Source organism: Tildeniella sp., from assembly GCF_059505325.1.
The window spans coordinates 41191-65833 of record NZ_JCACKI010000025.1 but is presented as its reverse complement, the minus strand read 5'-3'; the positions used below and the strand labels follow the sequence as shown (position 1 = coordinate 65833).

General features: G+C 53.0%; 23 protein-coding genes and 2 pseudogenes. 14 read left to right on the top strand and 11 right to left on the bottom strand.

Annotation, left to right across the window (positions count from 1 at the left end; genetic code table 11):
* Window positions 1–39: 39 nt before the first annotated feature.
* The 5 genes and pseudogenes from AC5JO6_RS10665 to AC5JO6_RS10645 form a co-directional block, all read left to right on the top strand.
* Window positions 40–531, top strand: a complete 492-nt coding sequence (locus AC5JO6_RS10665; protein WP_496081037.1) for a molybdenum cofactor biosynthesis protein MoaE — start codon at window positions 40–42, stop codon at window positions 529–531.
* Window positions 532–760: 229 nt separating this feature from the next.
* Entirely contained in the window at window positions 761–1093 is a 333-nt protein-coding gene (locus AC5JO6_RS10660) for a DUF6883 domain-containing protein (RefSeq protein WP_496081036.1), read from the top strand.
* Between the two features lie 18 nt (window positions 1094–1111).
* On the top strand, window positions 1112–1360 hold the full coding sequence (locus AC5JO6_RS10655; RefSeq protein ID WP_496081035.1) for a DUF4926 domain-containing protein: 249 nt from the start codon (window positions 1112–1114) through the stop codon (window positions 1358–1360).
* 94 nt (window positions 1361–1454) lie between these two features.
* Complete coding sequence (locus AC5JO6_RS10650; RefSeq protein ID WP_496081034.1) at window positions 1455–1592, top strand: hypothetical protein; 138 nt, start codon at window positions 1455–1457, stop codon at window positions 1590–1592.
* A 6-nt stretch (window positions 1593–1598) separates the two neighbouring features.
* Window positions 1599–2117: pseudogene (locus AC5JO6_RS10645) on the top strand (chloride channel protein); the annotation flags it as partial.
* 235 nt (window positions 2118–2352) lie between these two features.
* Here the strand turns inward: AC5JO6_RS10645 and AC5JO6_RS10640 are convergent.
* Window positions 2353–3474: a geranylgeranyl reductase family protein gene (locus tag AC5JO6_RS10640; RefSeq protein ID WP_496081048.1), complete on the bottom strand. Its 1122-nt coding sequence runs from the start codon at window positions 3472–3474 to the stop codon at window positions 2353–2355.
* Window positions 3475–3830: 356 nt separating this feature from the next.
* On the opposite strand from AC5JO6_RS10640, the gene AC5JO6_RS10635 reads away from it, so the two are divergent.
* Complete coding sequence (locus AC5JO6_RS10635; RefSeq protein ID WP_496081033.1) at window positions 3831–4022, top strand: family 2 glycosyl transferase; 192 nt, start codon at window positions 3831–3833, stop codon at window positions 4020–4022.
* A 296-nt stretch (window positions 4023–4318) separates the two neighbouring features.
* Here the strand turns inward: AC5JO6_RS10635 and frr are convergent, their stop codons facing one another.
* The 4 genes from frr to AC5JO6_RS10615 form a co-directional block, all read right to left on the bottom strand.
* Window positions 4319–4867, bottom strand: coding sequence for a ribosome recycling factor (frr, locus tag AC5JO6_RS10630; protein WP_496081032.1), 549 nt, complete (start codon window positions 4865–4867; stop codon window positions 4319–4321).
* Window positions 4854–5582: a UMP kinase gene (pyrH, locus tag AC5JO6_RS10625; RefSeq protein WP_496081031.1), complete on the bottom strand. Its 729-nt coding sequence runs from the start codon at window positions 5580–5582 to the stop codon at window positions 4854–4856. Before pyrH ends, frr begins: the two co-directional genes overlap by 14 nt.
* Before the next feature lie 291 nt (window positions 5583–5873).
* Window positions 5874–7577, bottom strand: coding sequence for an ABC transporter ATP-binding protein/permease (locus tag AC5JO6_RS10620; protein WP_496081030.1), 1704 nt, complete (start codon window positions 7575–7577; stop codon window positions 5874–5876).
* Between the two features lie 43 nt (window positions 7578–7620).
* Window positions 7621–7776, bottom strand: coding sequence for a hypothetical protein (locus AC5JO6_RS10615; protein WP_496081029.1), 156 nt, complete (start codon window positions 7774–7776; stop codon window positions 7621–7623).
* Between AC5JO6_RS10615 and AC5JO6_RS10610 the strand changes: the two genes are divergently transcribed.
* From AC5JO6_RS10610 to AC5JO6_RS10600, 3 genes are all read left to right on the top strand, one after another.
* Window positions 7754–8473 (top strand): pyridoxine 5'-phosphate synthase, encoded by a 720-nt coding sequence (locus tag AC5JO6_RS10610; protein WP_496081028.1) that lies wholly within the window; start codon window positions 7754–7756, stop codon window positions 8471–8473. The genes AC5JO6_RS10615 and AC5JO6_RS10610 overlap by 23 nt on opposite strands.
* A gap of 136 nt (window positions 8474–8609) precedes the next feature.
* Window positions 8610–8939 carry an MgPME-cyclase complex family protein gene (locus AC5JO6_RS10605; RefSeq protein ID WP_496081047.1) on the top strand — a complete coding sequence of 110 codons (330 nt, stop codon included), beginning with the start codon at window positions 8610–8612 and terminating at the stop codon, window positions 8937–8939.
* Between the two features lie 82 nt (window positions 8940–9021).
* Window positions 9022–9855, top strand: coding sequence for a hypothetical protein (locus AC5JO6_RS10600; protein ID WP_496081027.1), 834 nt, complete (start codon window positions 9022–9024; stop codon window positions 9853–9855).
* A 77-nt stretch (window positions 9856–9932) separates the two neighbouring features.
* Here the strand turns inward: AC5JO6_RS10600 and AC5JO6_RS10595 are convergent, their stop codons facing one another.
* Window positions 9933–10259: a hypothetical protein gene (locus AC5JO6_RS10595; RefSeq protein WP_496081026.1), complete on the bottom strand. Its 327-nt coding sequence runs from the start codon at window positions 10257–10259 to the stop codon at window positions 9933–9935.
* 383 nt (window positions 10260–10642) lie between these two features.
* Between AC5JO6_RS10595 and AC5JO6_RS10590 the strand changes: the two genes are divergently transcribed.
* The 4 genes and pseudogenes from AC5JO6_RS10590 to AC5JO6_RS10575 all read left to right on the top strand — a co-directional run bounded on the left by AC5JO6_RS10590 (window position 10643) and on the right by AC5JO6_RS10575 (window position 13721).
* Window positions 10643–11158 carry an adenine phosphoribosyltransferase gene (locus AC5JO6_RS10590; RefSeq protein WP_496081025.1) on the top strand — a complete coding sequence of 172 codons (516 nt, stop codon included), beginning with the start codon at window positions 10643–10645 and terminating at the stop codon, window positions 11156–11158.
* Window positions 11159–11332: 174 nt separating this feature from the next.
* Window positions 11333–12382, top strand: coding sequence for an ABC transporter permease (locus AC5JO6_RS10585; protein WP_496081024.1), 1050 nt, complete (start codon window positions 11333–11335; stop codon window positions 12380–12382).
* 136 nt (window positions 12383–12518) lie between these two features.
* A pseudogene (locus AC5JO6_RS10580) lies at window positions 12519–12856 on the top strand (IS1 family transposase); the annotation flags it as partial.
* 103 nt (window positions 12857–12959) lie between these two features.
* Window positions 12960–13721, top strand: a complete 762-nt coding sequence (locus tag AC5JO6_RS10575) for a hypothetical protein (RefSeq protein ID WP_496081023.1) — start codon at window positions 12960–12962, stop codon at window positions 13719–13721.
* A gap of 282 nt (window positions 13722–14003) precedes the next feature.
* Here AC5JO6_RS10575 and AC5JO6_RS10570 read toward each other — a convergent pair whose 3' ends face one another.
* Window positions 14004–15077 carry a pentapeptide repeat-containing protein gene (locus tag AC5JO6_RS10570; protein WP_496081022.1) on the bottom strand — a complete coding sequence of 358 codons (1074 nt, stop codon included), beginning with the start codon at window positions 15075–15077 and terminating at the stop codon, window positions 14004–14006.
* Between the two features lie 2 nt (window positions 15078–15079).
* Between AC5JO6_RS10570 and AC5JO6_RS10565 the strand changes: the two genes are divergently transcribed.
* Window positions 15080–15373, top strand: coding sequence for a hypothetical protein (locus AC5JO6_RS10565; RefSeq protein ID WP_496081021.1), 294 nt, complete (start codon window positions 15080–15082; stop codon window positions 15371–15373).
* Here the strand turns inward: AC5JO6_RS10565 and AC5JO6_RS10560 are convergent.
* From AC5JO6_RS10560 to AC5JO6_RS10545, 4 genes are all read right to left on the bottom strand, one after another.
* On the bottom strand, window positions 15347–15925 hold the full coding sequence (locus AC5JO6_RS10560) for a chemotaxis protein CheW (protein ID WP_496081020.1): 579 nt from the start codon (window positions 15923–15925) through the stop codon (window positions 15347–15349). The genes AC5JO6_RS10565 and AC5JO6_RS10560 overlap by 27 nt on opposite strands.
* A gap of 284 nt (window positions 15926–16209) precedes the next feature.
* A complete protein-coding gene (locus tag AC5JO6_RS10555) occupies window positions 16210–16683 on the bottom strand; it encodes a hypothetical protein (protein ID WP_496081019.1) in 474 nt (157 codons plus the stop codon).
* 47 nt (window positions 16684–16730) lie between these two features.
* On the bottom strand, window positions 16731–19799 hold the full coding sequence (locus AC5JO6_RS10550; protein WP_496081046.1) for a hybrid sensor histidine kinase/response regulator: 3069 nt from the start codon (window positions 19797–19799) through the stop codon (window positions 16731–16733).
* 286 nt (window positions 19800–20085) lie between these two features.
* Window positions 20086–24624: a GAF domain-containing protein gene (locus tag AC5JO6_RS10545; protein ID WP_496081018.1), complete on the bottom strand. Its 4539-nt coding sequence runs from the start codon at window positions 24622–24624 to the stop codon at window positions 20086–20088.
* Window positions 24625–24643: the final 19 nt, after the last annotated feature.

Here is a 24643-nt window from a genome sequence, read left to right as displayed (position 1 = left end):
GCTGAGGCAACAGTTTTAAGCAGCTATCGACACCGCTTTATGCAAACTAAACCGTCTCACATTCTTTCTGACTCCAAGCACAGCGGCGACAGCTTAGCCATTACCTTTGCACCGCTGCTGCTATCAGAGGCGTATGCGCTGGCAGACGATCGTGCCAATGGCGCGATCGTCGTGATGAGTGGTACAGTACGCCATCAAACCGACGGCAAACCCGTAGTCGCGCTGGAATATCAGGCGTATGAGCCAATGGCGCTGCAAATCTTTCGCCAAATTGCAAACGACATTCATACCCGTTGGCTGGATGCCAATCGCGTTGTGATCCATCACCGTACAGGACGATTAGAGCTGGGTGAGATTAGTGTGCTGGTCGCAGTTGGTTGTCCGCATCGGGCAGAAGCATTTGAGGCGTGTCAGTATGCGATCGACACTCTCAAACACAACGCACCGATCTGGAAAAAAGAGCACTGGGCAGATGGTTCCAGCAGTTGGGTCAGTATTGGCGCTTGTGAACAGTCTGGAGAAGATTGCTGAGGCTCCAACGCACATCAATGTGAGGCAATCTTACCTTGCTCATTCACTCAGAGCAGGTGAACGAAGACAGTATGCCCAAACAGGGTTTTGATGTGGGGTAGGCTAACTCGCCCACTTTGCTGGTGCTTAAGCCAACGCCATTCAGTCATTCGTTAGGGTTCAATCTGCTGTTCCTTGGCGTAATTGTTTATGCTTTGTACCAGCTACTGACTTTGTAAGAGTGCAGCCAATGTTAATTCCGAATGCAGAAAATGCAGTCGTTGATATTCGCAAACTGCGTGACTATTGCCTAAATCTAGAACACGACGACGGAAAGCACAAAGCTCGGCTTTTTTCATCAATTCTTGGGATGACGGCTGACAATGCTGAGGCATTGCGCCACATTTTGCTTGAACTCATTCAAACTCACGAAGCTCAGTTAGGGAGGCGGGATGCGTTCGGGCAACGTTACACGCTAGATTGCACGATTGAATGGCAAAATAGAAGTGCAACCCTTCGGAGTAGCTGGATTATTGAGCATGATTCGGAGGTTCCGAGATTAACAACCTGCTATCCTCTGTAGTGCCTGGAGGTGATAAGAGTGGCAAAGAATACAGTCAAATTGCTAGATGTTGTCGCCTTAACTGTTGACCTTCCTGAATACAACCTGTGGCGTGGACAAGTTGGGACAGTGGTTGAACTGTTGGCTAACGGTGCAGCGTTTGAGGTTGAATTTAGCGATCGTGACGGACGCACTTATGAATCTGTTGGGTTGCGTCCAGAGCAAATCATGGTGCTGCATTTCGAGCCAGCATCACCTGATATGAAGCCTGAAATGGTCACAGCGTAAGCGGCACAACAACGCCCATGCACCCGACCGCCAAAAGTTGATCGGTTGAGATCGAGTTGAAGAAGCCTTTTCTCTATCCGATCAAGTGGTGGTGATGACGCACGGTCGCGTGGATCAGATTGCCACACCAGACGAACTCTTTAACAAACCGGGTTCTCAGTTTGTTGCCAAGTTTATGGAGCGATCGCCCTTGCACTATCCAACCACTCCCTGTCTAGTTCGCCGCCGCTAACAGACGACGCTAGGCGGCTTGGCGATCGGCTTATTAGCTCTAGCAGTTCCCCAAACCCTCTTTTTTGGCGAGAAAGAAATTCAAACGATCGTCGAAACAGGCGCAAACTTAGGGCTGACCATGCTGCTGATCATTGGCTTTACTAAAATGCTGGCGATTAGCGTCACTCTACATTCTGGCTTTCGGGGTGGCTTCATCTTTCCGTTGTTTTACCTCGGTACAACGTTTGGCTACGCGATCGCACTTAGTGTCCCTGGCATTCATCCCACGATCGCAATGGTGTGTATGATGGCAGCCGTGAATGTCGCAATTACCAAAACGCCCATCAGCAGTACGGTGATTCTGAGCGTTTTGTCTGATACGGCAATGGTGCCAGTCATTTTGATTGCCAGCTTCACGAGCTTTTTGCTCACAACCCAGGTTTCGCTGATTGGCACACAGCGATCGCGCACCATCTTTCCCAACGAACCACGTTATCAAGCGGTGCCACAGGCGATCGTAGTAGAAGTGCCTGTAGAGGCGTAAAGGGTTGTTAAGCAATGTGAGTCATCAGCTATCAGCTATCAGCTATCAGCTATCAGCTATCAGCCAATCTCGTTCTCGTGTATCGTTCCTACACCCATACCCTAAGACCTAGCCCCTTTCTAACTCAGCCCTACTGCATTCAGCTAAGAATGACTACATGCTCACCCTGACCGCTGACCGCTGACCGCTGACCGCTGACCGCTGACCGCTGACCGCTAATAGCTAACCACTCCCTCTAACCCATCCCAGGAATAAAGCTGCTGCTGAGTCGTTTGAGCGCCTTGTTCGCAACGTCAGCGTAGCGTAACTCACCGCACAAAATCTGCCCAATCCGCTCGGTGGCAGAAGGTCGTTTAATCCCCACTTTGTAGCCAATATTGGGGATGCGGTAAAACACACCTGCTAACCGTTGTGCCCAAACCATGTCGGCTCCCCACTCGTTGTTGATGAGGTCGGTATAGCTTTGCAGTGCTTTGGCGTTGCCGCTTAGTGCTTCGTCGATCGCCCCTGCCGCTTTAACTCCAGTAAAAATTGCCGGACGAATGCCTTCAGCCGTGAAGGGATCGACGACACACGCAGCCTCCCCTGCCAGCAGTGCATTTTGCGTATGCAGCGTTTGATTCCCGTCCCACAAGCAGAGCGAGTGAGCGGTGAGTTGCCCCGCGTCCACATCCAGACCGGACTTTTGAGCGTACTCGGTCAGTTGGCTGTTCAGGTCGGTGGGATCGTTCCCCCGGAAGGTGGCAATACCGAGTGAATAGCCGTCAGTTTTGGGAAAGCGCCAGATGTAGCCGTTTTTGACCATACCAAATTCAAAGTAAGCCTTCTCTGAGTCAACTTGCGCTGGCACTTCCAGCACAGCCCCAGAACGCCGTTTGGGTTCTTTAAAGCCAAGCCATTTCGATGTGGGTCCTTTAGCACCATCAGCAGCAATAAGATAGCGTCCAGTCACAACACCCTTCGCAGTATTGACCTGCCAATGGTCACGCTTAAACTCAATGCCAGTCGCTTCCGTCTCATCTCGCAATTCAGCGCCCTGTGACTGCGCTTGCTGCACGAGAAAGTGATCAAACACGTCACGCCGAACCATCCACATGGGTTCAGCCGTTTTCAGCTTGGCATCGACGGGATCACCGAGCTTCCAGGTGTAGCAGATGTTCTCCAGCTTGCGATCGATTACAGGTGCAAAGTCAAAGTCAAACCACTGCGCGATCGCGGGAGACACACCACCACTACAGGGCTTATAGCGAGGCAATGCCTGCTTTTCTAGTAGTAAGACCGATCGTCCACGCTTTGCCAGATGGTAGGCGGCACTAGCGCCAGCAGGACCAGCTCCCACAATTATGCAGTCAAACATCATGCCATTTTCCTCATCAAGACTTCAGGTACTCACGCCAGCGTTTTAGCTGTTTCAGCGTGACACAACTTGAGATGAATGTCCCGTTCTACGTATTCGCCTCAATTATGCGATTCAACAGTTATACGGAGTGCAAAGCTCCGATAAGAATCTTAGGATGGAAGCATAAATCTTTCATGAAGCATTCCGCATCCACTTACCAGCTTTTAGCGGTTAGCGCTTAGCGCTTAGTTTTCAGCCGATTCTCATAACCTTGCAAAAGAATCAACTGAACGCGAGTGATCAGACGTGCACAAGTGAACCATCAACGGCTGAATGCTCATGTCCGCTGCAACCAATTTGGTGAGGCTAAACTTATGTTTTGGGAACTTTGTATTCGGTATCCAAACGGACAAGAACGCGCCTTGCGTTCTTACAGAAACCGTGAAGTCGCCCTTAAGCGCATTGATGCCATTTATTTGGACGGCTATCCAATGCACGTTGCCTATATTGTGCGTCCCGCGCAGGAGGTAGCGTTTAGCGGTCAGCTCTCAGCTTTCAGCGTTTAACGTAGATTTGGGTTCAGGAATGGTGGTTAGCCGTCAGTGGTTAAGCCTGTGTTGGTAAAGCAATGGCAAAGCCGATCGCTCATCCCTGACGTTCACAGTACTTACGTAGAAAAGAGTCTACAACCCTCGCAAAAAGGCAGCAAGGGGAACTATAGGTTTCAAGCTTCAAGTGCATCAGTTCGATTTCAGTAACATCATGCACAGCACCTCTTCTACAACCTTGCTAACAGCAACAGCCCCAACTTTGTTGCTGACCGCTGATAGCTGACCGCTGATAGCTGACCGCTGATAGCTAACTAAACAGTCATGATGTCTTTTTCTTTATCAGCAAGCACTTCCTCGATTTTGGTGACGTATTTGTCGGTGAGCTTTTGCACCTTATCTTGCAGGTCACGTGCTTCATCCTCAGCAAGATCACTGTTTTTCTCTTGCTTGCGAATGGAGTCAACTGCGTCGCGTCGAATGTTGCGAACAGAGACTTTGCCTTCTTCGGCATACTTTGCCGCTATTTTGACGAACTCTTTGCGCCGATCGCTGGTCAACGGTGGAATGTTTAAGCGAATGATGGAGCCATCATTATTGGGCGTGAGTCCCACATCAGACAGCGAAATCGCTCGTTCAATCAAGCTCAGGCTACCGCGATCGAACGGTTGCACTGTAATGGTGGATGAATCAGGGGTGTTGATGTTGGCGAGTGTTTTTAATGGCGTTGGCGCACCGTAGTACTCCACCTGTACGCGATCGAGAATCGACGCATTTGCTCGCCCTGTGCGAATGGTATTAAACGACCGTTGAGTCGCTTCTACCGCTTTCTGCATGTGCTCTTCAATGTCAGCTAACTTCACAAGAACCTCCGACAAGCGTACCAATTTGTTCTCCCGCCACGGCTCGACACACGTTTCCTTTGACGGAAAGGTCGAACACGATGATGGGTATATTGTTGTCCTTACATAAGGATATCGCAGTACTGTCCATCACCCGTAGATCGTGGGTAAGAATATGTCCATAGGTAAGGGTCTTGTAACGACGTGCATCAGGGTTAAGGCGCGGGTCAGAATCATACACGCCATCCACTTTGGTTGCTTTGAATAGCACATCGGCACTAATTTCTGCTGCTCGGAGCGCTGCGGTTGTGTCGGTTGTGAAGAACGGATTGCCCGAACCCGCACCAAAAATCACCACTCGTCCTTTTTCAAGGTGACGAATGGCGCGTCGTCGGATGTAGGGTTCAGCAACCTCCTGCATGGAAATCGCCGTTTGGACACGAGTGGGTACGCCAATCTGCTCCAACGCGTCTTGCAGCGTCATAGCATTCATGACAGTGGCAATCATGCCGATGTAGTCAGCCGTAGCACGATCCATGCCAGCAGCAGCGCCTTTGACTCCACGAAAAATGTTGCCCCCGCCGACGACGATCGCGACTTGTACGCCGCTGGCATTAACCTGTGAGACCTCTTGAGCAATGTCTTGTACAATGTTCGGATCGATTCCGTAGGAAAGCTCACCCATGAGGGCTTCACCGCTCAACTTCAGCACAACCCGCTGATACGTGACTCCCATGTAGTGCTATTTCTCTAACTTCAGGTTACTTTCAACCATAAAGATACTCCTTAGTGGAGATATTCGTCCACTTCGATCGGTGCTCAGGAAAGTAAACCAAATGAGAGTGATCCAGAAACCGGGTTTCTTCACAAGCGGCGGCTGAAACATCCGGGTAACATTTAAAACCCGGTTTCTCTTCACCTGCGTGGAAGACCAAATTGAATTGTGATCGTGGTAGATGCCTATAAGGGCAGTTTGCCGTTAAGTTACCAACCGAGCTGATTAGCTGCTCTAATACACCCGTCCCGATTAAGGTATTGTGGTCGCTTGGAGGTGCCACGTCTGATCAGGTGAAAGCTCTAAGAGCGATTGATGATAAGCGGTGAGGGTTGAGCGATGACCCACACTGAGAAAAGTGGTGCCGATCGCCTCCAAATGCTGATATAACCGCGCTTCGTTGGCAGTATCCAGAGCGCTAGTCGCTTCGTCGAGAATGGCGTACGTTGGCTTTTGTAGCAATAGTCGGGCAAAGGTCAACCGCTGCTGTTCACCCAACGACAGCACATCTGCCCAGTCGCGTTGAGCATCAAAGCCGCCAAAACGTTCATCCAGATCGGCTAAGTTCACTTGTGCCAAGATTTGCTTCAGGTGTTCATCTTCAACATCAATTTGAGTGTTGGGATAGAGAATTTGATCGCGCAGTGTGCCCAGCACCATGTAGGGACGTTGCGGTAAGAAGAGGATTTGGTCAGCCTCAGGGCGAACGATCGTGCCGCTGCCAGAAGCCCAAAGCCCTGCGATCGCCCGTAGCAAAGAACTTTTCCCGCAACCGCTGGCACCCATGACCAAAAGCCCCTGTCCAGTCGGCACTTCGATCGATAAATCTGTGACTAACGTGCGCTGATAGGCTGGGGTTTGCAAGGTGAGGTGCTCTAAGGCGAGGCGATCGGCGGTTACCGTTTGAATGATTGGCTTTTGAGTTGCATCAGTCTCCTCTGCGGGTGCTGACTGTTCAAGAAACTCAGCAAAGGTATACAAACGGTTGATGCCAGCCCCAAACGTCGTCAGTGCCTGGAAGCGAGCAACCACAACATTTAAAGAGAAAAAGACGCGGATGAACGCGCCCTGTGCCTCACTCACTTTGCCAACCTCCAACTCTCCTGCAAAAATTGCGGGAGCGACGACCAGGGCAGGCAGAATGAACGGAATAAACTCATAGGCATTCGTGAGTACATTGAGATTCAGTTCCCACAGCAGCAGCCGTTTGACATTATCAAAGACTTCGAGAAAGCGATGCTTGATCTGCGTTGCTTCTTGTTCTTCACCGTGATAGAACGCGATCGCCTCAGCGTTTTCCCGAATTCGCACCAGGCTAAACCGCAAGTCGGCTTCTTTTTTGAGTTGTTCAAAGTTGAGTCGCACCAGCGGTTTGCCAAAGACGACGGTGGTGACGAGCGTACCGACGATCGCGTACAGCACCAGAAAAAACACGAGGGGACGAGAAATGCCCCAAAGCACACCGCTAAAAGCAATCACTGCCAGCACTGACTCCACCAACACCAGTAAAAAGGACAGCGATTCCTGAGTGAAGCTACGAATGTCTTCTGCGATGCGCTGATCAGGATTGTCAATTTCGCCGTTTGAGGTACTGAGGTTGTAGTAAGCCCGATCGCCAAAATAGTTGTCTAGAAAGCGATTGGTAAGCCAGCGTCGCCATTGCAAGCTGAGGCGATCGCGCAGATAGCGGTAGCCCGCCAGCAAGGGCGCGTACAGCACGAGTACACCAATGAAAATCACCACTGTTTCCCAAAAGCGCGCTTCGTCTTTCGCAGAAAGGGCTGAGATCAAGACACCGCGCTTGGTGTTGAGCACGACACTCAGCCCAGTGTATGCCAGCAGGAAGAGCACTACACCCAGTAATAGCCCTCTTGCCTGCCATTTTTCCTCACTAAACCAGTAGGTTTTGGCGATCGCCCAAAACTGCCGGAAGACTTGTAAATTTAATCGATCCATCCGCTTGTGTTCCTTAGAATCCTCTCAGGGCTGTTAGTTAAGCTTAATGAGGATGGCGAAACTTTGTGCGATCGCCCGACAAGCTGCGCGATCGCGCCAAATTCTCCACTCCTTGCCCAATACGCCAGCCCTGGCGGTAAAATGAAGCCTGTGCAAAAGCTTTGGGAGCAATCAGCTTGCCGACACTTGGCGTTAACATCGATCACACTGCAACGGTACGGCAGGCACGGCGCACGGTAGAGCCTGATCCTGTCGCAGCGGCTGTTTTAGCAGAACTGGCGGGTGCTGATGGCATTACGGTGCATTTGCGCGAAGATCGCCGTCATATTCAAGATCGGGATGTGCGCTTGTTGCGAGAGACGGTGCGAACGCATCTGAATTTGGAGATGGCAGCGACCGATGAAATGGTGGCGATCGCCCTCGACATCAAACCTGATTACGTGACCCTCGTACCCGAAAAGCGCGAGGAAGTGACGACTGAAGGCGGGCTAGATGTAGCAGGACAGGCAGACCGCATGGCGCAAATCGTCACGACGTTGCAAGAGGCTGAGATACCTGTGAGTCTTTTTATTGACGCTGACCCCAAGCAGATTGAGGCTTCAGCAGCGATGCACGCTCAGTTTATTGAACTGCATACAGGGCAATATGCTGAAGCCAAAACGGAGGCACATCGAGCAAAAGAGCTGAAAATTCTGGCAGATGGGTGCGACCGGGCGATTGCCGCTGGGCTACGCGTGAATGCGGGACACGGACTCACGTACTGGAATGTGTACCCAATCGCCTGTTTACCTGGAATGGAAGAACTCAACATCGGTCACACCATTATCAGCCGCGCCATACTCGTCGGTTTAGAACGCGCCGTCCGCGAAATGAAACAGGCGATTCGAGGAGAGTGAAGGCAGAAGGCAGAAGGCTAAAGGCTAAAAAATCTGAGTTGCTTCCCCTGCTCCGTTGCTTCCTCTGCTCTCCCTTCTCCCTCTCATTCCAGTTTTCCTCATTCAAAACTCAAAACTCAAAATTACTCCTATGACCATGCAAACTTACTATTACGTCCTTGCTAGCCAACGCTTTCTGACGGAAGAAGAGCCGATCGATGAAGTGCTCAAAGAGCGCACGCGGAATTACCATGAGCAAGAAAAAGAGATTGACTTCTGGTTAGTGAATCAGCCTGCCTTTTTGGACTCGCCTGAACTGGCAGCGGTCAAGGCGCAGTGTCCTCAACCTGCAAGTGCTATTATTTCAACCAATCCTCAGTTCATTACCTGGTTAAAGTTGCGGTTGGAGTTTGTGATTACAGGCGCTTTTCAGGCTCCTTCGTACACCATTCCGCAGCCGTTAGCGTCCTTAGCATCGATTTCTTAGGCTTCGTTTGGCGCGAAGGGTGCTAAATTGGCTTGCCAGCAGTCGGAGGGCATCACCAGTTCAAACCCTCTTCATAAAGCTCATGTTTCAGATTGCCCGACAGTTCCCAAGTTTGTTGAGTCCAGTATTGCTTGCTGGCATGATGACAGTTTCAGCCAGCGTGACTGCCCAAATTCCACCCGCGCCACCGCTCTTGGAAGCGCCCTCAGCACAGGCAACCTATGCTGATTGTCAACCGCCTAGCCCTGGTGAGTATCTATTGCTGGTAGTGAGTAAAACGGCTGAAAGCCAGGAGCAGGTGCGTCGTACCGTGCCGCCAAATACAACGGTGACAGTTTGTAATTATCTCAGTGACGTAGTGACGCGGGTGGGTGGTTTTACGACTGCTGACACCGCGAATGCCTGGGCAAAGTATATGCAAGAGTCGATCGGGCTATCAGCGGTTGTCGCGCGACCATCAGAAGTGGCTGCCCAACCGTCTCCAACACCTACACAAGCGTCTCCTGCTCCAGCGTCTCCTACTCCAGCGGCTCCTACTCCAACGGCTCCTACTCCAGCGGCTCCGATCGCTCCAAGGTCTTCCACTCAGACCTCGCCCGCTCCAACCTCACCTGCTCAGACTGCGCGAGGCTACAATCCTCAAGTCTTAGGGAGCGGTTATGCCGTTTTGGTCGATTACTTTAGTAAGCCAGAACTGGCAACTCAAGTGCAGCAGTTGGTTGGTAAAGAGATTGGGCTGGCTGCCTATCGCCAGCGTCCTTATTTATTAGCTGTACATACCAGTGATCAAAACCTGGCAAATTCAACCTTGCAAGCGTTAACCGATCGTGGCTTTTGGGCAATGGTTGTCGATAGCCGTCGGGTGACGCTGCTGCGACAGGCGGTTGATGTAGCGCAACCAACGGTCAAAAAGTAGGCTGACTCAGAAACCGGGTTTCTCGACAAGAATAACCTGTGTGAGCATCCAGATCGCATTCAGAAACCCGGTTTCTTTTAGCTAGCTGCTCGTGGCTCAGGTTGGTAAGTCTCTGCTGCACACATCCGTTCGATCGCCTGGTCAGCCGTGATCAGCCGTTTGAGGACAACCTGACCGATCGCTTGCGTTGCAGCACTCACTTGAGTAGACTCCGTAGGTTTCACCTCAACCATTAGCACGGCATCTTCAACACGATACAGCCACAATTTTTCACCCTGCTCCCAGACACAAAGCTCAATCTGGCTAATCTGTGGCTTGCGTCTCCAGGCGCTTTCGTTCCATAACCCGCCGAGTTCCCAGACTCTGCCAATTGTCCAGCCATCCGACAGAAAAAAGTACTTCACAACGGTATCCAGAATTGCTGCAACGTTTCACTGACCAAGCTATGAAACAAGGCTACTGAACAAACTAGCTATCTTAGCCGCTGCTAGACGTAACACACGTCACAATCAGCAAAACCAGCCATCAATTACATTACTGCAAGTACAGCGCTGCGATCGCGCTACCAGGAGTCACCCTTAATTGCCTGCTTTGCGATCATCCGCTTTGCGATCATCCAGTGCTGTAGATGGACGCGATCGCTTACACTCAGTCTCAGTCAAACTGATACGTTACTCTCGTTACCCTCCGACCAATTGGTTCTCCAGTGCAATCTACGCATCAAAATGGAAATAACCCGCATTAGTCGGCACAGCATCGCCTAAACATCACCACTTTATTACAGCACATGGATATTCAGGCTCTCATTCGCGAAATTCCAGACTTCCCCAAACCAGGGATTCTCTTCAAAGACATCACTACCCTTTTGCGCGATGCTGACGGTTTGCGTTTTACAGTGGATGCCTTGGCGGAAAAGTGTGAGGCATTTGCACCCGACTTCATCATCGGTATGGAGTCGCGCGGCTTCATCTTCGGGGCACCGCTGGCATATAAGTTAGGAGCGGGCTTTATTCCCGTCCGTAAACCTGGTAAGCTGCCTGCTGCCGTCCACTCCATTGAGTATGAGCTGGAGTACGGCATGGATCGACTGGAGGTGCATCAGGATGCGCTGCATCCACCTGATTGCCGGATCTTGATTGTGGATGATTTGATTGCGACGGGTGGTACGGCTGAGGCGACTGCTAAACTAGTGCAACAATCGGGCTGTCAGGTAGTGGGCTTTGCCTTCGTCATTGAGCTAAAAAACCTGCACGGACGCAAGCGCTTACCGGAAGCACCGATCGTCACGCTCGTTCAGTACTAGGATGATTCTCAGTTACTGTGGTCAGCAGTCAGCGGTCAGCCTTCTTTAGAACTGTATCGTGCTTCTGAGAGGCTTAGCTAGAGTACTCGAAGCTGAAAGCTGAAAGCTGAGCGCTGAAAGCTAACACAAACTAACTTCCGCAGATCAAATAGCATTGCTACATCAGCTTAAACCATGACTACATCCGATCGGGGCAGGCTCAATTCAGGTGTTGACACGCTGGCGACGTTCTTTACCAGCGACACGTTTATCTACATCGTTAAGCGAGTGCTGCAAGCGCTGTTGACTCTGCTCCTTGCGTCTGCCTTGAGCTTTATTGTGATCCAGCTTGCGCCTGGTGATTATCTCGACACACTGAAACAGAATCCTAAGATTTCGCCAGAACGGATCGAGCAGTTGCGGCAACAGTTTGGGCTGAATAAATCCTGGTTTGAGCAGTACTTTCTGTGGCTCTGGCAAATTGTGAGTAAGGGCAACTTTGGCACGAGCTTTGTTTATCAGCGATCGGTCGCATCCCTGCTGTGGGAAAGAGTGCCAGCCACACTCCTGTTAGCCATTTCGTCGTTAGTGGTGACGTGGGCGATCGCCATTCCGCTCGGCATTGTGGGTGCGGTGAATCAGAATCGCTGGAGCGATCGGCTGCTGCAAGTCATTAGCTACGCTGGGCAGGGCTTTCCTAGTTTCATCACGGCGCTGTTGCTGCTGATTTTGGCGCAGAATACGTCGCCGATTTTTCCAGTCGGCGATATGACCAGCATCGATCACGATGAGTTCACACCGCTCGGCAAGATCATTGATGTTGCGTGGCACATGATTCTGCCGACGATCGCGCTGAGCATTACCAGTTTTGCGGGACTCCAGCGCATTACTCGTGGCGAACTGCTGGATGTGCTGCGGCAGGACTATATCCAGACCGCCCGCGCCAAAGGTCTGCCCGAAAACAAAGTAATCTACGTTCACGCCCTGCGAAATGCGATCAACCCGTTGATTACGCTGCTGGGCTTTGAATTTGCCAGCTTGCTCAGCGGTGCCTTCATTGCCGAATTCTTCTTCAACTGGCCCGGTTTGGGTCGTCTGATCCTTCAGGCAGTGCAGGCGCAGGATCTCTATCTGGTAATGGCAAGCCTGATGATGGGTGCCGTGATGCTCATTGCGGGTAACCTGCTGGCAGATCTACTCCTCAAAACCGTCGATCCTCGCATCAAGCTGGAAGAAGCGAACTAGATTACAACTCTGCAAAAGCGGTTAAAGTCCGCCCCCTAGCCCTCTTTCTTGAATGCCCGATAGGGCTATAGTCTGGGGGAAGCGAAGGCTCAGTTCCCCCCTGTTGCAGTAAGACTGATACCGTTTCACTAAACTGTGGCTCCAGCAATACGTCAATGCCAACTACGAGCAGGTGCCCCGCCCAGTCATGGTGAGCGCCAAAACAAGGGGCGCTTGACCCTGGAATGCGCCGAAACCTGGTCGTTTGTCGGCAACAAAGGCAACAAACAGTGGCGCTGGTTGACGCTGAACCGTCGTACACGTGAGATTGTGGGCGTGCAGCTTGGTGACCGGAGCCAGGAGGGTGCTCAAGCCCTTTGGTCGTCTTTGCCAGCGGTCTGCCGTCAGTGTGCGCTTTGTTACACCGACTTTTGGCAGGCAGACCGGGCGGTCTTCCCACGCCAACGGCACCGCTCTGTCAGCCAAGAACGTGGGCATATGTGCTCATTTTGATAAGTTTTCGTTCTTTCACGACATTACGCCGGATCAGCTCTACCTTGCCTGAATACAGGAAAGGACAGATGCAACGCCGAGACTCATGTGGAACAGCGATCGCGTTTACTCAACTGCCGCTTGGTGCAAACGGTTGTTTAGTTTTGCTTTAGTACTTTCATTCAGTACGGGATGTTCGCGGTTGCTCCAATCGCAGCCTTTGCAGGACATCAAGCTAAACTTTACAGTAGAAAATCAGTTGCCTGGAGTCTATGCGATCGCAGGGAACACCAATCTGCCTGAGCGAAGCCAGGTTACAGTTGCCGCCATTCGGTATTTGTATCCAGCACAGCCAGCCTCTAAGAACTTCAACCCCAACCCAACCTACGCGGTGCTTGCGTATCAACCTACAGAGGTAAAAGATGGCAAGTGGCAGACCCATCTGAACCTGTGGGAGACTGCGCCAGATGGACGTTTCCAGGAAAACTGGCAGCTTGATCAGGTACAGCTAGGGCTTGCTCTCAAGCCAGCGGATACCGTTGTTTTTCTGGCAATGCTGACTCCTATAAATGGTAGCGATCAACTACAACAGCTCGAAAATCAGTTAGCGAAACGGCGCATTCAGTTGTCTCGAAGGCTGATTCATGGCACTGCCGATGGTCAACAATACGTGCAGGTGAGTCAAGCACTGTCGATCGCTCTGCCAACTGCCAGTACCGCACCTCTGTCAATGCGCCCGGAAGCGATGAATGGTGGTTGGGGAAACCGCTTCTTGATACCGTCTGAGCGACAAAATCCCATTCAATTGGAGCTGCCGAAAGAGCGACGCACCAATGCGCCTGCAACATCTGAGGAATTTCTTCGGTAGCCAACGCTGCGATCGTTGGTTCTGGTAGTTCAGACTGGCTCTCTGATGTGCTGAGTGCTTCTGCTTAATACCGATATTGAAAGGCTGATATAGCGATCCTATTTGAACAATGAGCATGACGCTGGTATGAACGATCAGCAAGCAGCCGCCAGAAAAAAGCTAATCGCTGACCGCTGACCGCTAACCGCTGACTGCTCAATGATTTAGTCTTGCTCACAAATGATTTAGCACTGCTGTACCTAACTTTGGAACAATCGTTGCGCTTCTAGAAAAGTTGTACAGTCAGGTGTCGATCAACCCGATTTCGTCGAGAACAGCATCGGTCAAATCAGCGGCTTGCAGGTTTGTGTCAGTCAAGGTTGCGCCACTCAGAGTTGTTTCGGTCAAGTTTGCGCCCCACAAATTTGTGCTGGTAAGGTTTGCGCCAGTGAGGTTTGCCTGCATCAGGTTTGCGCCCCAAAGGTCGGCTGACGTGAGATTCGCCTCTGTTAAGTCAGCTCCGGTGAGGTCTGCGCCAGAAAGCGTTACGCCACGCAAATCGGCGTGTTTTAGCGAAACATGAGGCGCGATGAGGTAAGCACCGTACTGTTCGGGATTGTAGTCGGCGGGGAACTGCGTGCGGCTGTCGTAAACGGCTCCTTGCAGGTTGGCAGCGGTCAGTGTAGCAGTGCGGAGGTCTGCACCAAACAGGTTGGCTTTCCACAAGTTTGCGCCTGTGAGGTCTGCATGGGCTAAAACGGTGCTGCTCAAATTGGCATATTGCAAGCTGGCATAGGTCAGCTTGGCATGAGTCAGGTTAGCGCCGCCGAGATTGGCTTTCAGCAGGTCGGCTTCGTGCAGGGCGGCGTTCTGCAAGGCGGCTGTGCTCAGGTTGGCATGGCTGAGGCTGACACCAAAAAGGGTGGCGTACTGCAAGTTGGCATGGCGCAAGTCTGCCTCGCTCAGATCGGCACCGCTGAGATCGGTTTGTGCCAGGATTGCTTTTTGTAGAAGGCTTTGAGGCGCGATAAGGTAGGCGCTGGCGATCGCCGGATCAAAGTTGACAGGAAAGCGGGTCGTCCGATCGTACAGAGCGCCTTGTAGATTAGCACCGTCTAGAGTTGCATCGCTCAAGTCGGTCGATCGCAGGTCTGCGGCGGTGAGGATTGTGGCGGTGAGGTTGGTGCGAGTCAAACTGGCAGCGTTAAAGCGTGTGCCTGCCAGGTTTGCCTGACTGAGATCTGCATCGCTCAAATCGGCTTCCCAAAAATCGGCGGCTGGCAAGTCTACCTGTTTGAGGTTTGCCCAGCTTAGATCGATGCCGCTAAAATTGCGTTCACCGATCGCATAGTTTGCTAACAGTTCTTGAGTATTCATAGGTGCTTAAGTTGTCTGTGCGGTTAGCAGAAGAGCGGTCAGCGGTTAGCGGTCAGCGGTCAGCGGTCAGCGGTCAGCGGTTAGCGGTTAGCAGAAGAGCGGTTAGCAGAAGAGCGGTCAGCGGTCAGCGGTCAGCGGTCAGCAGGAGAGCAAGAGAGCAAGAGAGCAAGAGAGCGGTCAGCGGTCAGCGGTCAGCGGTCAGCAGGGGAGCGGCGAAGCGGTACGAAGTGCGACTCAGAACTTTTTCCATTTCTAATCCCGCAGACTACTCAACCAGGAAGCGCTCTATGCCCTGATTCAGGCAACGCGGGTTGAGCTGGCAGCAATTGGTCGAGATGCAGCAGAAAAAAGGGCGGTTGGTCTGGCGCTGGAACGATTAAGCATTTGACGCAGCGCAGCCCTTCTGCCAAATAGGCATCAGAAAGCGGTACAAAAGCAGACGCTGGCACACGGCGCAGCATGGGTTGAGCGTCGAGCGGAAAGCCGATCGCTTCCCCAGTTGACGTTTCTACAAGCAAGAGAAAGCGCTGTGGCTGTGGCAGGCGTGATTCAGGCTGTAGCGCTGCACGATCGGGCGGCACAGAATCAGGTAGCAGTGGCTGACTGGCGGTACCAAAGATGCGCTGCTGAAGATTGAGTACGGGGATTTCGCGATCGTGATAAAGCGTCATGCCGATCGCTGCACCTGCCCCCGCACCATACACAGTGCCTAATGGAATTACTTTCTGAACCGCTTGAATGGGTAGTGCAAACCACTCTTGCTGCAAGCGAAACACGATGAGCTGATGAGAAAATTCTGCTTTGCGCGATCGAAGGCGTTGGGAGCGAGGGGAGAGTTGGAGGGACATGAGGTGGGAGGGGGAGTGGGGAGTGGGGAGTGGGGAGTGGGGAGTGGGGAGTAGGGAGTAGGGAGTGGGGAGTAGGGAGTGGGGAGTAGGGAATGGAGCTTAAAGTTTTAATTTTGGCGCTCTGAGAGGACGTTTTAAAAGTCCAGATGCTTGTAGCCTTGGCGACTGAAGTCGCGGCTACAGAGGCAAAACCTGCCGTTGCAGGTGATAAAACCCTTACTCTGCGGTCGTCCGCGCAGGCGGACTTTGTTGACGTAGTCGCGGTTTTAACCGCCAGACACTTTTCAAACAACCTCTGATGTGAGAGGTTCGTGATTCATGCTCGGAGGTTCAGCGGTCATGTTCGGAGGTTCGTCAGCCATGCTCGGAGGTTCAGCGGTGATGTTCGGAGGTTCGTCAGCCATGCTCGGAGGTTCGTCAGCCATGTTCGGAGGTTCGCGGTTGATGCTCGGAGGTTCGTCGTTGATGTTCGGAGAATCGTCAGCCATGTTCGGAGGTTCAGCGGTGATGTTCAGAGGTTCGCGGTTGATACTCAGAGCATCGTCAGCCATGCTCGGAGGTTCATCGTTGATGTTCAGAGATTCGTCAGCCATGCTCAGAGCATCGTCAGCCATGCTTGGAGATTCGTCAGCCATGCTTAGAAGAAGGCTAAAGTCACCTAAAGTCACCGATTGATCGTCTGAGCTTGCAACCACACACTTCCTTCTAACTCCTCTGAAGCCATCGGTCTCCTTCTCCCTGACTCCCCACCTCCCCACCTCCCCACCTCCTCACCCCTCACCCCTCACCCCTCACCCTTCACCCCTCACCCCCTCACCCCTGCCTCAATCACACGCCCCAGCGTTTGCAAGAGTTCGTGCTCGTTGTAGGGCTTGGAGAAGTAGGCAGTTGCGCCCAGGCTCATGGCAAGTTGACGATGTTTGTCACCGCTACGGGAGGTCAGCATGGTAATCGGCAGATGCTCCAGGGCAGGACTGGCTTTGACCTTGGTGAGAAAGCCGTAGCCGTCAAGACGAGGCATTTCGATGTCGCAAATGACTGCCTGGACGGACAGCCCTGCCTGAAGCTTTTCGATCGCGTCTTGACCGTCTTTTGCCTGTTCGACGCGGTAGCCTGCTTTTTCGAGCGTTAATGCCAGAAAGCGGCGCACGTTGATGGAATCATCGATGACCAGGATTTTGGTGATGGGGGCAGAGGGGAGAGATAGGGCAGGGGTACGATCGATCGCAGCGACTGGGGCAGGCACCTGACTGGGTGCTGTATGGAAACCGGAGCGTTCGCAGCTTGTAATCCAGTGCAGCAGTTCGGGTACGTTCACCAGGGGCACCACGCGACCATCGCCTGTAATCGTGCAGTTGGCAAAGCCAGAGGGCAATGACAGCGTGCCTTCAATGCGACGAATGGCAACTTCTTGTTCTCCCCAGCAGCGATCGACCTGCAACCCAAACAACTGTGTACCCTGACTGACGATTAAAACCGTCGCTTCGTTGATGCTGGGCGGCGCTTCCAGGGCGTAGGGTTGGCGCAGGCAGTTGAAGACGAGCCAGCGAGCCAGTCGAATGAGCTGTATGAGAGTGCCATCCCAGTTAAGGACTTCGCCGCCAGCAGTGGCAATTACCTGTTCTGATTGCAGGAGCACAAGTTCGCCAACGACATCAGCGGGGAGCGCCAGCAGCATCCCATTACTTTCGACGAGCAGGACGCGCACAACGGAGAGCGTGAAGGGCAGTGACAGGGTGAAGGTCGTGCCAACCCCTGCTTCGGTGGCGACGGTGATTTCACCCCGCACTTGCTTGAGGTTGTCGCGCACGACATCCATGCCAACGCCGCGACCAGAGAGGGCAGTCACCCGATCGCTCGTGCTAAAGCCGGGTTCAAAAATGAGGGACAGCAGCTCTTGATCACTGGCAGCGGCTAGAAGCGTCGGATCTAAGCCCATTTGCTCAGCTCTAGCGCGCACTTTATCAATGGGGATGCCTGCACCATCATCTCGGATGGTGATGAGTGTCCGATTGCCCCGATGGCTGGCTTGAATTTCGATCGTGCCGTCGGCTGGCTTATTGCGAGCAAGGCGCAATTCAGGGGCTTCAATGCCGTGGTCAAAGGCGTTCCGCAGCAGGTGCATCAGCGGGTCGTTCAGTGCTTCGAGGATGTTGCGATCGATGAGCGTGCTGCCACCGCTGAGTTGAAGTTTGACGTTCTTGCCGTACTGCAACGAGAGGTCACGAATGGCGCGGGGAAAGCGATCGACCACATCGGATAGGGGACGCATCCGCACCTGAGTCAGACCCGTTTGCAGTTGCTTCGCCGTTTTGTTGAGTTCACGGATGGTTTGCTCGGTGTCATCCAGGTTTAGCTCAATGTCAGTAGACACTTCCTGGATTTGGACAATGGATTCCGTCATTTCTTGAGACAGCAAGTGATGTTTCCCGTAGCGATCCATTTCCAGACTGTCAAAGCGGGTATCTGAGTGGGGAGTGGGGGGTGGGGAGTAGGGAGTAGAGGGTGAAAGATGCGCGCTCTGCGTTGCTTCTGGTAGGGCAGGACGCAAGGCGAGTAGCTTGAAGTCTCCGACGGTGCGCGGTGTTGCCTGATCGTAGAACGATCGCAGTCGAGCATTGGATTGCTCCAGGGTGCGAATACGCCGATTAAGAGTACGGGTGAGGCTACGCAGCCGATGGATGTAAATGTCCAGACCGTTGCGCTCGATCGCCAGTTCGCCTAACAAATCGTTGAGTTGATTGAGCTGCTTGATGGGTACTCGCACAGTGGCATTGGTATCTTCCTCTTCTGCCTCAGCGTCTGCATTAGCATCCAGCACTCGGAAGTCAGTCGCGCGCGAGGCATCGCCTGTGGGCTGGTGTCGTACTAGCGGTTGCAGCGGTTCGGGTGGCTGCTCTGAGGGTTGGCTAGACGGCTCTTCGTCAGGCGCTGCCTGGGTCGCCTGCAACTCGATCGGGAAAAAGTCAACGCTGTCGGGTGCTGTATGCCAGGTATCAAAAACTTCGATCGGCAAGTCGTCACTGTCTGGCTCATCGTGCCAGGTATCAGCGGCGGTCAGGTGGTCAGCATTGTCAGGCAGAATGGCAAGTGCGGCAAGGTCGAGTGCTTCAAGGTCGATCGTGGTGGGCAGGCGATCGCACTCATCCGCTAACACAACTGCCTGTGACTGCCGCCAAGCTTGCAGCGCCGCATGAGCGATTACTTCTGTGCGATCGGGCGCGGTGTCCAGGGCATACGTGACTGATTCGCACAGGCTAATGAGGGCAGTCAACTGAAGCATTTCGCCGAGTCCACCTAACTCTTGCGCCAGAATGGTCAGCTCTTCGCGCAGGCAAGGCTGATCAGGGTTTGACAACACGGCTTCCAGGCGCTGCAAACAGCCTTCGACTTCGGTTTCAAACAGCAGGGCAATCACTGCCTGTCCGTCGCTGTCGGGCGAGAGAACGGAAGCCGCATCTTCTGGCTGGGGTTCGCCAAGCTGCTCGTACAGTTGGTCAAAAATTGGGGCTGCCTGCGCGGTTAGCCAGTCAGCCTCGACGGGACGATGCTGGCGATCGCACGACACCACATGACGCAAGCAGTCGATCGCAGACAGCAGTAACCGCTCCAGATCTAAATCAATTTCGATTGATTTCTGAATTTTCAGGACTTTGAACGAATCTTCCAGACGGTGCGCTAGGTCGCTCAGCGCCATAAAGCCCATCATGCCTGCGCCACCCTTGATCGAGTGAGCCGCCCGCAGCGCTGCGTTGATTTGCTGAATATCAACACGGCTGCTTGACAAGCCCAGCACCGATGTTTCCAGGAGGTCGAGATAGTCCTGTGCCTCGTCTAGAAACTGCCGTCGGATTTCCAGTTCTTTATCCTGCATGGGGAAGGGGGAGGGGTGAGGAGTAAGGGGGGTGGGGTGTGGGGTGTGGGGTGTGGGGAGTAGGGTGTGGGGAGTGGGGAGTGGGGAGTAGGAAGTAATACCAAATCCCAAAGTCGGCACTACAGATCGACTCGACATCACCCTCAATCCCTCTCCCTGGGGAGAGGGACTTTCCTTAAACACCCTTCTCCCTAGGGAGAAGGGATGGGGATGAGGGTCAAGGATCTGTAGCCTTTGCAAACTGAATAACCTCACCTCTCACCTCTCACCTCTCACCTCACCTCCTTCACCCAACTTTGAAGGTGCCGACGGATGCCTGTAGCTCTTGAGCGACTTCAACGGTCTGACGAAGTGAGTCTGAAACCTGCCGAGATGAATCGGAGGTGCGTTCAGACACTTGCACCACGTCTCGCATGAGGGTGGCGATCGCCTCTGAGGTCTGCGTTTGCGAAACGGTGGCGTTGAAGATCGACTGCACCAACCGATCGATCTGACGGGAGACCTCCAGCAGTTGCACCAGACTTTGTTTCGCATCACCGACGAGCCGCGTTCCTTCGACCACCTGGGTTGTGCCCAGCGACATGGCTTCGACGACTTCGCTGGTTTCCCGCTGGATGGTGCTGACAATCTGCTCAATTTCTTGAGTGGCAACCGCCGATCGAGCCGCCAATTCACCGACTTCCTCAGCCACCACTGCAAAGCCTTGACCTTGTTCGCCAGCCCGTGCTGCCTCGATACCAGCGTTAATTGCCAGCAGGTTGGTTTGCAGTGCGATCTGGTTAATCAGCGACACCACTTTGGAGATCTGCTGCGACGATTCACCCAGGCGTTTGACCTTTTTGGCAGTTTCGCCGATCGTGTCTCGGAGCGCCAGAATGTTTTGCACGGTCAAATCCATTGCGTCTTCGCCTGCTTCGGCGGTGGTGGCAGCCGATCGGGTCACATCGGCTGCCTGTCGAGCACTGGTTGCCACTGTTTGAATCGAGCTTGCCATCTGCTCGACAGAATCTAGCGTACGCGTGGTTTCCGTCGCTTGTTTGGACGCGTCTGCGGCAAGCTGCTGCATGGCGTGTTCGTTTTGACCGAGCGAGGCGTTCACCTCCAGGGCAGAGACTTTGACCTGCGTCACAATCTGCCGCAGACTTTCTACGATCGAGTTAAAGAAGTCGGCAACCGTACCGATTTCGCCTGCCGTAACCTCAGCGCGTACCGTAAGATCGCCGCTGGCGGCTCCTTCGATGTCACCTAGCAGTTGTAGAAGCTGTAGCTGCAATGTTTCTGTCTGTTGCCGCCGCTCCTCAGACAGCGACTCGGTAATGGCTTGGGCGCGTTCTTTCTCTTCAAATAAACGTGCTTGCTCTAACGCAAAACCAAGCTGGGTAGAGGCTTGCTTGAAGAAGCTGGCTTCGATCGTCTTCCACTCACGCGGGGCGGAGCATTGATGCACACACAGTAAGCCCATAAGTCGGCTACCTTCCAAAATGGGTGCTGTGATGCTGGCTCTAATTTCAAAGTTCTTGAGAATCTCACGATGGCAGGCAGACAAGCCTTCCGCCTCGACATCGTTCATTGTCCGCACACGACCATCGCGGTATTGGTCAATCAGACCTTCACGGAAGGGGTCGTTGACCACAGCACCCAAGATGGACTCGTAGCCCTTCACGATCGACTCGGCGCACACTGTTCCGGTATGGTCGGGGTTAAATTCGTACACAACGACTCGATCAGCATTCAAAGCTACGCGCGTTTCGTGGGCAGCGGCAACGAGAATTTCGTCTCGTTTGATGCTTTGCCGAATCTTGAGCGTTACCTCAGTGAGCAAGCGATCGAATTTGGCTTCTTCTTCGCGTTGTTGCAACAGCGTCGCTTGCTCCAGTGCAAAGCTCAACTGGACAGCGACTTGCTGGAAGAAGCTGATTTCATCGTCTTGCCATTGACGCGGTGCCGAGCATTGATGGGCAATCAACAGCCCAAGGAGTGCGTCTTCGACCAGAATGGGCACCACCAGGTTTGCTTTGACCTGGAAGGGTTCAAGCTGTCCAAGGTAACAGTCAGTCAGCCCAGCCTCGTGGATATTAGCCGTTGCCTGAACGCGCCCTCGACGGTACTGCTCAACATAGGTTTGGGCAAAGCAAGGGTCAGCAATCTGGGCACCTAGCGCGATCGGAAACCCTGATGCCACGGATTCAGCCGTGACTGTACCCTTCCAGTGTTCATCAAAGAGGTAGACGATCGTGCGATCGACTCCCAGTGCGTCACGGGTGCCTTTAAGCGTTGCTTTGTAAATCTGCTGTGGATCGAGCGTCTCACGCATCCGTGAGGTAATTTCGTTGAGCAAGCGATCGAATTTGGCGGCGGTTTCACTCTTCTGCAACAGCGTCGCCTGCTCTAGCGCAAAGCTTAGCTGAATGGCAACTTGCTGCAGGAAATTGATTTCGCTTTCTTGCCACTGACGTGGTGCCGAGCATTGATGGGCAATCAGCAGACCAAGGAGCGTGTCTTCGACCAGAATGGGCACCACCAGGTTTGCCTTGACCTGGAAGGGTTCAAGCTGTCCGAGGTAACAGTCGGTTAGCCCAGCCTCGTGAATGTTGGCAGTTGCCTGCACACGCCCTTTGCGATACTTGTCGATATAGCTTTGAGCAAAGCAAGGATCGGCGATCTGAGCACCTAGCGCGATCGGAAACCCGGGTGCCACGGATTCAGCCGTGACTGTGCCCTTCCAGTGTTCATCAAAGAGGTAGACGATCGTGCGATCGACTCCCAGTGCGTCACGTGCGCCCTTGAGTGTGGCTTGATAAATCTGCTGTGGATCGAGCGTCTCGCGCATCCGCGAGGTAATTTCGTTGAGCTGGCGGGCTTGTTTCGCAGCAAGTTCTTGCCGCTTGAGCAAGTCTGCTTGATCCAGGGCGTAGCTAATCTGGGTCGAAAGCTGCACAAAAAAGTCTAGATCGGATAATTGCCATTCACGGGGATGAGAACATTGATGGGCACAAATTAACCCCATCAGTTCACCGTTCACTTTGATGGGGGCAACCACATTCGCTTTCACCTGAAGACGCTCTAAGACTTCGCAGTGACAGTGACTGAGATTACCTTTAGAAACGTCAGCGATAGACCAGACACGCCCATTCTTGTAGCGCTCGATCGCCCCTTCCACTAACGGATCGTGAATCGTCTGCCCCAATGCCCGAATCCAGCCAGCACCGACCGATTCGGCAGTAATCACACCGCTCTCATAGCCCTCGTTAAAGCGGTAGATCAAGACGCGATCGACTTTCAGAAACTCTCGAATTTCGTCTACACCCGTTTGCACAATGTCGTCAAAGTGAAGCGTCTGGCGGATTTTCACTACCACGTTACTGAGTAGCTCCGACTGTTGTGCCTGCAAGTCTCGCTGCCGTGCTTCGGTTGCCAGTGCCTTTTCCGAGCTGACAATGCTGTCTGCCATCGCGTTGAACGCAATCGTCAGTTGACCCACTTCGTCCAGTGAAGATACCTGAGCGCGCCGGGTGCGATCGCCATCGGCAAATGCCTGGGTTGTTTCCTCCAGCGTCTCTAAAGGCTTTAGGACTAACCGCCGGAAGGCAGCCGTCCAAAGGGAAACCACCAACAGCGTCAGAGCCAGTACCAGCGCTTCTTGCTGTAAGCTGCTGCCAAGCAACGCATTCAGCCTGTCTTCTGGTGTCCCTCTAACCAGAATCGCTGTGGGTTTGTCGCTATAGCTGGCTACAGCTCCATCCGGCGTTTCGACGATTTGATTGGGTATTGCCTTCGCCGCCACGGTGTAGCTGTGACCACCAATGTCGAGTCGCTGCGTTACGGCTTTTCCCTTTGCTGCTGCCGCTTCGTCTAGTAGCGCGGTGGTTGGTAGGGCAAGGTTATCTTTGGTATTAGCAGTGCCATCAGTTTTGGTTTTGTTTAAGGCAGTTGCCAGCACAAACTCACCGCTAGGCGGGCGCTCATATATGGCGCTGTAACCGCCGCCAAAGGCTTTGAGTGTTTCGTTAACGATCGGCAGCTTGGCGTTGACAACGTCCCCAAACACTAGCGCCCCAACCACTGCTTTAGTATCAGGATCTTTGATCGGTGTCACTACGTATCGGATCAGACTGTCTTGCTTGCTAAAGCCATTCGGTAACGGTGGCGCTTCTTTCGCCAGCTCAGACCACGACACAATGGCACTGGACTTGATTTGAGCAGGTGCTTTGAGTACCTTGCTGACCAAGCCGTTAGGATCAAAGGTTTCGCCCTGGCGATCGACATTTGCATTCACCACAATCCGCAAATCTCGATCAACCAGCGTCGCGTACTCCATCTTGCGGGCTTTCACCTCGTTTCGCAAAATCTGTCGTACCTGTGCATTCACGTCTGCATTAAGCCTGTTGCCCTGCGATTGGGCGCGTACAGCACTAATCAACGCTGTGTTGTCCGCTTGTCCCCGCGAACCATATCCCATCTGATCAAGCTTGGTGTTGTAGTTTGCCTCGGTAACGGCAACTTCTGATTTTGCTTGTTCCAGAAGTTGTGTCCGCAAACTGCCTGTCAGCGTAAGGGTAGACCAAACGCCTAAACCCAAAATGGGCACCAGTTCACAAACAATGAGGGCAAGCGCCTGCTTACGACCGATCGACAAATTGCAGAATAACTGAATCAAAAACGGACGACGTTTTACCAGTGGTGGTGTTGGTAGAAAATCATCGGTTGATTCTAATGAGCGTTCAGAGGGAGCTGGCAGTGTTTCCCAGCGATCGCCGAGTTGAGCCGCGTCACGCGAAGAGGTGCGATTGTTAAGAGCTTCGGCTGCATCAGTACGATTAACCATAACGGTATCTCAGGGTAAT